Here is a 6,567-nt window from a genome sequence, read left to right as displayed (position 1 = left end):
GTAAACTTATTGGCATTTGCTTCAATTTTTGTACCGTCAATAAAGATCGCTTGTTGATCAATTAGCTTTTCTTCGACAAGCTGGCAACGGAATTGGACAAAACATTGACGCATTAATTCCTGCATCTGTGGATGGATTCGGAAACGATTGATTGTGCGATAACTTGGTTCATATCCTTGTGCTAACCATTTCATACGTATACTATCTTTTGTTAAGTCTTCAATACGTCGACCTGAAAAGACCGATTGCGTATAACCACACAGAATAATTTTAAGCATCATTTTGGGATGATAAGATGGACAGCCTGTTTCTTGATAAAAAGGAGCGAAAGCTTCTCTCGGAATACTTTCTACGAGATGGTGAATGTGAAAGGCAATATCATTTTTTTTGTAATTTCACTTCTAAATCTAGCGGTAATATGAGTTGATTCATGTTATAATTTTTATACATAAAGAGTCTCCTTTTGGTTGGTTTGGTGTGGTAACTTAATTTTATCAAAAGGGGCTCTTTTTATTCTATACAAAAACAAAAAAATTACAGATAAAAAGGACTTCGGCATCTTCATTTGCCGAAGTCCTTTCTTTAGCTAGGGTTTTGTCCCAGCCTCTTCTTTTTTATATTATTGAAAATTAATTTGCTGGCAAAATTCATAACCTCTGCGAGCGGCAATTTTAATATCTTTTTGGAAGTAATCAATTGATTTAGTTTTCGTTGGTATTGCACCTTCAGTAAATGCTACTGCTAAATCAATCATCATAACTAAACCTTTATTTGGTCCATCGGAAGAAATAGATTTTAAACTTCTTGTTCTAGCTTGGTTGTGAATAACACCTTTTGCAATTAAGTTTCCTAATAAGGATTCTTGTTTACGAGGACAAACAAAGTAGAAATTAATAGGTACATATTTTTCTTTCGTTGAAGATTCTGTTTCTACTTTTTTATTTCTTTTCTTTAAAGCAGCGACAATTTTTTCTAAAGTATCAAAATTATCTTCTGATAATTTTGATTTAGTTAATAAAGAGCCAGTAACAATTCTATCGATAGCTGAAGATATATCGCTAAATCTTATTTTATACACTTTTGATTGTGTTTCTGGTTGAGATGCAGCAAATTCTTTCAAGTTTTCATAAGATTGATGAAGAATTTCAAAAAACCTTCTTGGTAAACCGTGAGCAGCATAAGTAGCTAATAAAAGTGCTTTATCATCCTCAAAATAATCAAGAATTTGAGTATTGCTACTAACATTAATTTTGTCCATTTTTTTTATAAATAATCGTTTGAAAAAATCTTCATATACAGTAGATTGAATATCTAATTCTAGATACTCTATTGAACAGTCATCTCCAGGTTCAAAATCAAAAGAATCACCATTTACTTTAGAAGGATATTCTGTTGCTTGAGGGGGATATACTGCTCCAATGAAATAAACAGAATTACGAGAATTATCTACTCGAGTACCGCCTCTTAATAGTTTAAAAAACTTAAAAATCTCTTTTTGAGCTTCTTTTGGAAGATCTGAACATTCATCAATTAACAGTACAGTATGTTCCAGACTAAATAATTCATATAAATGATTGTAAAAATTTGTGATAAATTGTGATGCATTCATATGACTTAATTGAACCGTGAGATATTCTACATTTGTTGCAGTAGCTTCAGTTAAATTACTACCTAAATTAGCTACGGGTGTTTTTAGTTGCCCATTAACTCCAGCGGTTTTAGTTATATTTTCCGTTAATTTACTTTTATTATTTAGAACATTATCATGTAACTCATTTGCGTATTGTTCAATTTCATCAATTAATTTGTTTATATCAGTTTGCTCTTTCAACCTGAATAAATTAATCAATTTGTCAAAAAAACTTATTGAAGTATTTTCGATAATGTATTTATTTCGTTTAATTGTTGAGATAGTTTCAAGAATAAGTTTACTATAGACATGCATTCTAAATAAATCTTCGTCTTTTGAAACAAACTCAGATACTTCTGCCATTGATATGTATACAGGTAAAATTCTTAATTCTTTGAAATTTTCTAAAAGTCTAGTGCTAATCATTTTTAATATATGAGTTTTACCAGTACCTCTAATGCCTTCAATTAGCACATTGGACCCTTCTTTAACTATATATTTGTTAATATCAAAGCCAGGGTCAATATGAACATCAGGGTCAAATTTAGATTGAGCATCATGTTGGAAGAAACTGTTAGGTATATTTACTACTGTCAATTAATTAACCTCCCTTTAAATTCTTAATAATATAATACCATATTTTACTTTATTACTTATAAAGAGGGATAAAGGTAATTAATATAAAAATAAACGTACGAAGAGGATATCATCACAATTTGGCGACGTTAATCATTAAAGATATAAAGTTGAATGAAAAACGTGAAGTCGATAGCATTCAAATACAATTCAATAATACGGTATTAGATTACTTAACAGAACAAGGAGCGGATAGGTCATTAGCAGATGACTTGTCTGCTCCTTTTTTAATTACAATAAATGTATAATGAAGTGGGAGGTGTTGAAATGAAAAAGACTATAACTATACTTATAGTTTTTATACTGGGATATCTTTTAGGTGAGATAGATGTTAAGCTAATTTTAAAGGATTTAGAGAATGAATTTATTGAGCTTAATACCATTTCAATAATAGGTTTAACTTCATCTGTTACGACTCTATTAGTATTTTTAATGTATTTAATAGGTAAAGTTTATGCCATCAAGAAAGCTGAAATGTTTCTTACAGAATCATTCTTTGTAAGACATAATAACAATAATGATGATTTAAATATTGGTAAAGAAATAACTTTAGATAAAGATTTGGAAGAATGTGAAATAATATATTTAGTTCCTAATGATCCAATTAGGGAGATAAAATTTTATACTTATGATGGGGATTATCATAAGGAAGGGCAATTAATTGAAAGTGTTGGGTCATTAAAAGCTGGAGAAACCCTTCGTATCAATACTTATCTTCCATGTGGAATGCCTAATTATATAATTAAGTATGAACGCTTTGATTATGTTATTGGAACATTAGTACTTCAAGAGGATGGTCGAGGTCTTACAAATTTCAGAACACCTGAAATTAAACATACATGGAGAAGTTATTTTTATCATTTAGTAAAAGCATAATAACCGTACTTACATCATTTACGGTGAACCGTATCATAAATAAGTGCGGTTACTAGTAAAGGCACATAAAACAAGCTATTTCCTGTTTTATGTGCCTTTTTATATTATTTAAATTCTATATCAATCACAGTAGAAGTTGCGTTTAAATACAACTAATAGTTTCTTCTTTTAAGTAAGAGAAGTCATCAATATTAGCAGATAAGAGAAGGTCACCAATCGATATGTCGTAGCGACCTTCACCTCTAGCGCTAGGTTCAAAGTAATGAATTTCGCAATTCCCTTCAGCTATAGAGAAATTCCCCTGATGGAAGTTGAAAATATCGATGACGCTAATAGTAAATAAATAGAATGCTAGCAACAAGAACGCGGAGCATGAAATTACTACAAAATAAAAATCTTTATGAGAACGTTTTTTCTTTAAAAAATGATATATAGTAGGAATTAAAATGATTAACCCAACGATAGAGTAACCAAAAGTAATATAAATATCAGACATATTAAAACCTCCTTCCGATAATTAATTTACAGTATAAAACGGTAAAAGGTTTCATGGAAAATCTAAGAGTCATTAGACCAATAATCTACATAAGCACTAAACAAAACCCCTCCCCGTTCACCAACAGGGAGGGGTTTTCAATTCAACGATATTGTTGGCCTTTACCTAGCTTATTTTCCTTCACCCAACCCTTATATTTCATCCACTCAATCAGCAGCGTAGAGAACACAACAGCAATAGACGGTACCAAATAATGAATGGGCGCTGCGATAAATAATCTAATCAGCCATACGCCAGCAACAATCGACAGCCAATACAGTAAAATCCACTTTATACGTGAACGAAGGTATTGTTTCGTAGTCATAGATTATCTTCCCGTTTCGGCATCAGTACATAGGCTAGCATTTTCGTTTCAGCATCATACGTAAGGAAAACCTTTTTTTCACTTGAATAAAAGTTAACTGCTTCAATATGAAGAATATGCTTGTCCCAATGTTTAAATTGGATGTAATCTACCTCGCCATTAAGCGTGCTAGAAATGGATTGTACTACGTTATATACCTCGCCTTCTATGTCACATAAGGGCTTTTCTAGTATGTAAATTTGATAGTAACTTGCAATGAGCAATGTGCCTTCAGGTGTCAGTGTAATATCACGCATTGTCCCACCAAAGGAGTAATAGTCACAGATAGCATAGCTGTCAGGATTTTGACGATTGATTTCGTAGAGCAGGATATCTGTTAGCACATAGCAGTAATCGTTATTTGGTGATAGAGCTGTCGCAACTGGTTTTCCTCTAAACTGACCATAGGTATCATGATAAAATTCATCCTCAAATTTTACCCATGTCCATGTATCATTTTCGTGCGGACCCTCATAAACTTTTTCCTCATACATCCCTGCTAGGGGCATCTCTGTTAGTTGCGCTGTTTGAATCATTATCCATGCTCCTTTTTCAATCTAGTGACCTCCATTATATAGAATAATAGGCGTGCTTTCGAATTTCCGTTATAATCCTAGTAACAAAGGGAGGAGAATTTCATGACTACACTTGCACTAATCGGTACCGGCGTCGTAGGGGAGCGCATTATTAATCAGGCACTGAAGCTCGGTACATATGACATCGTCGGGATTTTTGATGAAAATACAGCGCGTATGGAGAAGCTTGCGGCAACGTATAATTTACCAATAGCAGCGTCACTTGAAGCACTACTTGATCTCACACCGGACTGGGTTTATATCGGCACACCACCAGTAAGCCATGCACCGCTCGCGGAGAAAATCGCTGCGCGTGGGCTGCATGTTTTATCAGAAAAGCCGCTTGCACATGATGCATCAGACGGTGAAAAAATGGTTGCGGCAGTTCAAGAAGCAGGCGTAAAATCTGCGATGAATTTTCCGCTTATGTACGGCGCGGCTGTTCAAAAGCTACGTGATATTTTAGCGGCACAGGAGCTTGGTGAAGTTACGCGTATTGAGCTTCATACGCATTTCCCGCACTGGCCACGTCCTTGGCAGCAAAATCCATGGATTGCGACGCGTGAGCAGGGTGGCTTTATTCGTGAGATTTTTCCGCATTATCTACAGCTGACAAACCACTTATTCGGTGGCATCAACATCATTGTGCATGATACGACTTATCCAGAGGACAGCACACGTTGTGAGACAAGTGTTGCAGCTTTTGCGAAAACGGATGCCGGGATTCCAGTTATCATCAATGGCATGTCGGGTGCAGCGCAAATTGAGCGCATTGATTATAAAATCTTTGGTACGAAAAAAATGCTGTCATTACGTAACTGGGGCGATGTATTGGTAAGTGAGGCAGATGCGCCTGAAGTACAGCTTGAGCTTGGTGCCGAAAAGCAGTTACTAGAAGCAGTCGCAAATGACGGCTTTGTGGTGACCTTTGAAGAGGGCTTAAAAGTGCAGCAGTGGATTGATGAATTACTCAAATAGGTGTACGCTAGAATGGTTCAACCAAGGAGGTATAGAACATGAAATACGATGCACATCAGATGAATCAATTAGTAAAGAAACACCCTGAATTACAAAAAGAATTAAAATCATTGATGAAAGATATGGGATTAGAACGTCATCTTGCGGTAAAAGCACTTTACCACTCACAAGTATCAGATGGCGGTACGTACCAAACTCAATATCAAGATTTAAATAAATAATCGTTTTGGAGTCCACTTCGGGGGACTCTTTTTTAATGCGCAAAAACGGGTATAGATACATATGAAAAAATGGATAGTCCTTATTGCCGTATGTTTTTTAGTCGCGTGCCAACAACAGAAGGGAGACAATAAAATGTCACTTATTGAAGCAGTAGAACAGCAAAATGAACAGCAAGTACAGGAGCTCTTAGCGCAATCTACCGAGGTTGATATCCAAAATGATAAGGGAGAAACACCACTCCTTATTGCGACGCATCAAAATAATGTCGCCATCGCGAAGGCACTCATCGATGCCGGCGCAGATATTAATAAGCAAGATGCCATTCAGGATAGCCCGTATTTATACGCAGGCGCACAGGGCAAGACCGAGATTTTGGCGTATATGCTAGCGCATCGTGAGCCAGATCAAACGGTTGTCAATCGCTATGGTGGCAATGCACTTATCCCTGCTGCTGAGAAGGGACATCTTGAGAATGTGAAGCAATTACTTGAGGATGGACGTGCCGATATTAACCATCAAAATAACTTTGGCTATACAGCACTCATTGAAGCAGTAGCGCTGACAGATGGCTCCCCGCTTTATCAAGATATTGTCGCAGAGCTGTTAAAACATGATGCCAATACCGAGCTACGTGATAATAACGACAAAACGGCACTCGATTATGCGAAGGAAAAAGGCTATACAGAAATCGAAGCCATGCTTAAAAAGTAACATTGTCTAATATCTTGATGTTATGATAAGAATAATTATG

The 6,567-nt window shown here is 35.4% G+C and carries 9 protein-coding genes and 1 pseudogene; 5 read left to right on the top strand and 5 right to left on the bottom strand.

Going from position 1 to position 6,567, the window contains the following annotated elements; all coding sequences use genetic code 11:
* Together QI30_RS18500 and QI30_RS18495 are read right to left on the bottom strand one after the other, a co-directional pair.
* Window positions 1-450, bottom strand: a pseudogene (locus QI30_RS18500) (transposase); the annotation flags it as partial.
* A 169-nt stretch (window positions 451-619) separates the two neighbouring features.
* Window positions 620-2,227: a hypothetical protein gene (locus tag QI30_RS18495; RefSeq protein WP_126992052.1), complete on the bottom strand. Its 1,608-nt coding sequence runs from the start codon at window positions 2,225-2,227 to the stop codon at window positions 620-622.
* Window positions 2,228-2,346: 119 nt separating this feature from the next.
* Between QI30_RS18495 and QI30_RS20520 the strand changes: the two genes are divergently transcribed.
* Complete coding sequence (locus QI30_RS20520; protein ID WP_158621068.1) at window positions 2,347-2,514, top strand: hypothetical protein; 168 nt, start codon at window positions 2,347-2,349, stop codon at window positions 2,512-2,514.
* Window positions 2,515-2,533: 19 nt separating this feature from the next.
* Window positions 2,534-3,142 (top strand): hypothetical protein, encoded by a 609-nt coding sequence (locus tag QI30_RS18490; RefSeq protein WP_126992051.1) that lies wholly within the window; start codon window positions 2,534-2,536, stop codon window positions 3,140-3,142.
* 142 nt (window positions 3,143-3,284) lie between these two features.
* Here QI30_RS18490 and QI30_RS18485 read toward each other — a convergent pair whose 3' ends face one another.
* From QI30_RS18485 to QI30_RS18475, 3 genes are all read right to left on the bottom strand, one after another.
* A complete protein-coding gene (locus QI30_RS18485) occupies window positions 3,285-3,638 on the bottom strand; it encodes a hypothetical protein (RefSeq protein WP_126992050.1) in 354 nt (117 codons plus the stop codon).
* Window positions 3,639-3,780: 142 nt separating this feature from the next.
* Complete coding sequence (locus tag QI30_RS18480) at window positions 3,781-4,002, bottom strand: hypothetical protein (protein ID WP_126992049.1); 222 nt, start codon at window positions 4,000-4,002, stop codon at window positions 3,781-3,783.
* Window positions 3,999-4,577: a hypothetical protein gene (locus QI30_RS18475; protein ID WP_126992048.1), complete on the bottom strand. Its 579-nt coding sequence runs from the start codon at window positions 4,575-4,577 to the stop codon at window positions 3,999-4,001. Before QI30_RS18475 ends, QI30_RS18480 begins: the two co-directional genes overlap by 4 nt.
* A 102-nt stretch (window positions 4,578-4,679) precedes the next feature.
* Here QI30_RS18475 and QI30_RS18470 point away from each other — a divergent pair, with 102 nt between their 5' ends.
* The 3 genes from QI30_RS18470 to QI30_RS18460 all read left to right on the top strand — a co-directional run bounded on the left by QI30_RS18470 (window position 4,680) and on the right by QI30_RS18460 (window position 6,527).
* Window positions 4,680-5,594, top strand: coding sequence for a Gfo/Idh/MocA family protein (locus QI30_RS18470; RefSeq protein WP_126992047.1), 915 nt, complete (start codon window positions 4,680-4,682; stop codon window positions 5,592-5,594).
* A 38-nt stretch (window positions 5,595-5,632) separates the two neighbouring features.
* Window positions 5,633-5,815 carry a hypothetical protein gene (locus QI30_RS18465; protein ID WP_126992046.1) on the top strand — a complete coding sequence of 61 codons (183 nt, stop codon included), beginning with the start codon at window positions 5,633-5,635 and terminating at the stop codon, window positions 5,813-5,815.
* 61 nt (window positions 5,816-5,876) lie between these two features.
* The gene (locus QI30_RS18460) at window positions 5,877-6,527 is read left to right on the top strand and encodes an ankyrin repeat domain-containing protein (RefSeq protein ID WP_126992045.1); all 651 of its coding nucleotides are present in this window, start codon (window positions 5,877-5,879) and stop codon (window positions 6,525-6,527) included.
* Window positions 6,528-6,567 lie beyond the last annotated feature (40 nt).

The sequence above is a fragment of the Candidatus Kurthia intestinigallinarum genome, from assembly GCF_003991225.1.
Taxonomy (GTDB): Bacteria; Bacillota; Bacilli; order Bacillales_A; family Planococcaceae; genus Kurthia; species Kurthia populi.
This window is presented reverse-complemented; position numbering and strand designations above follow the sequence as displayed.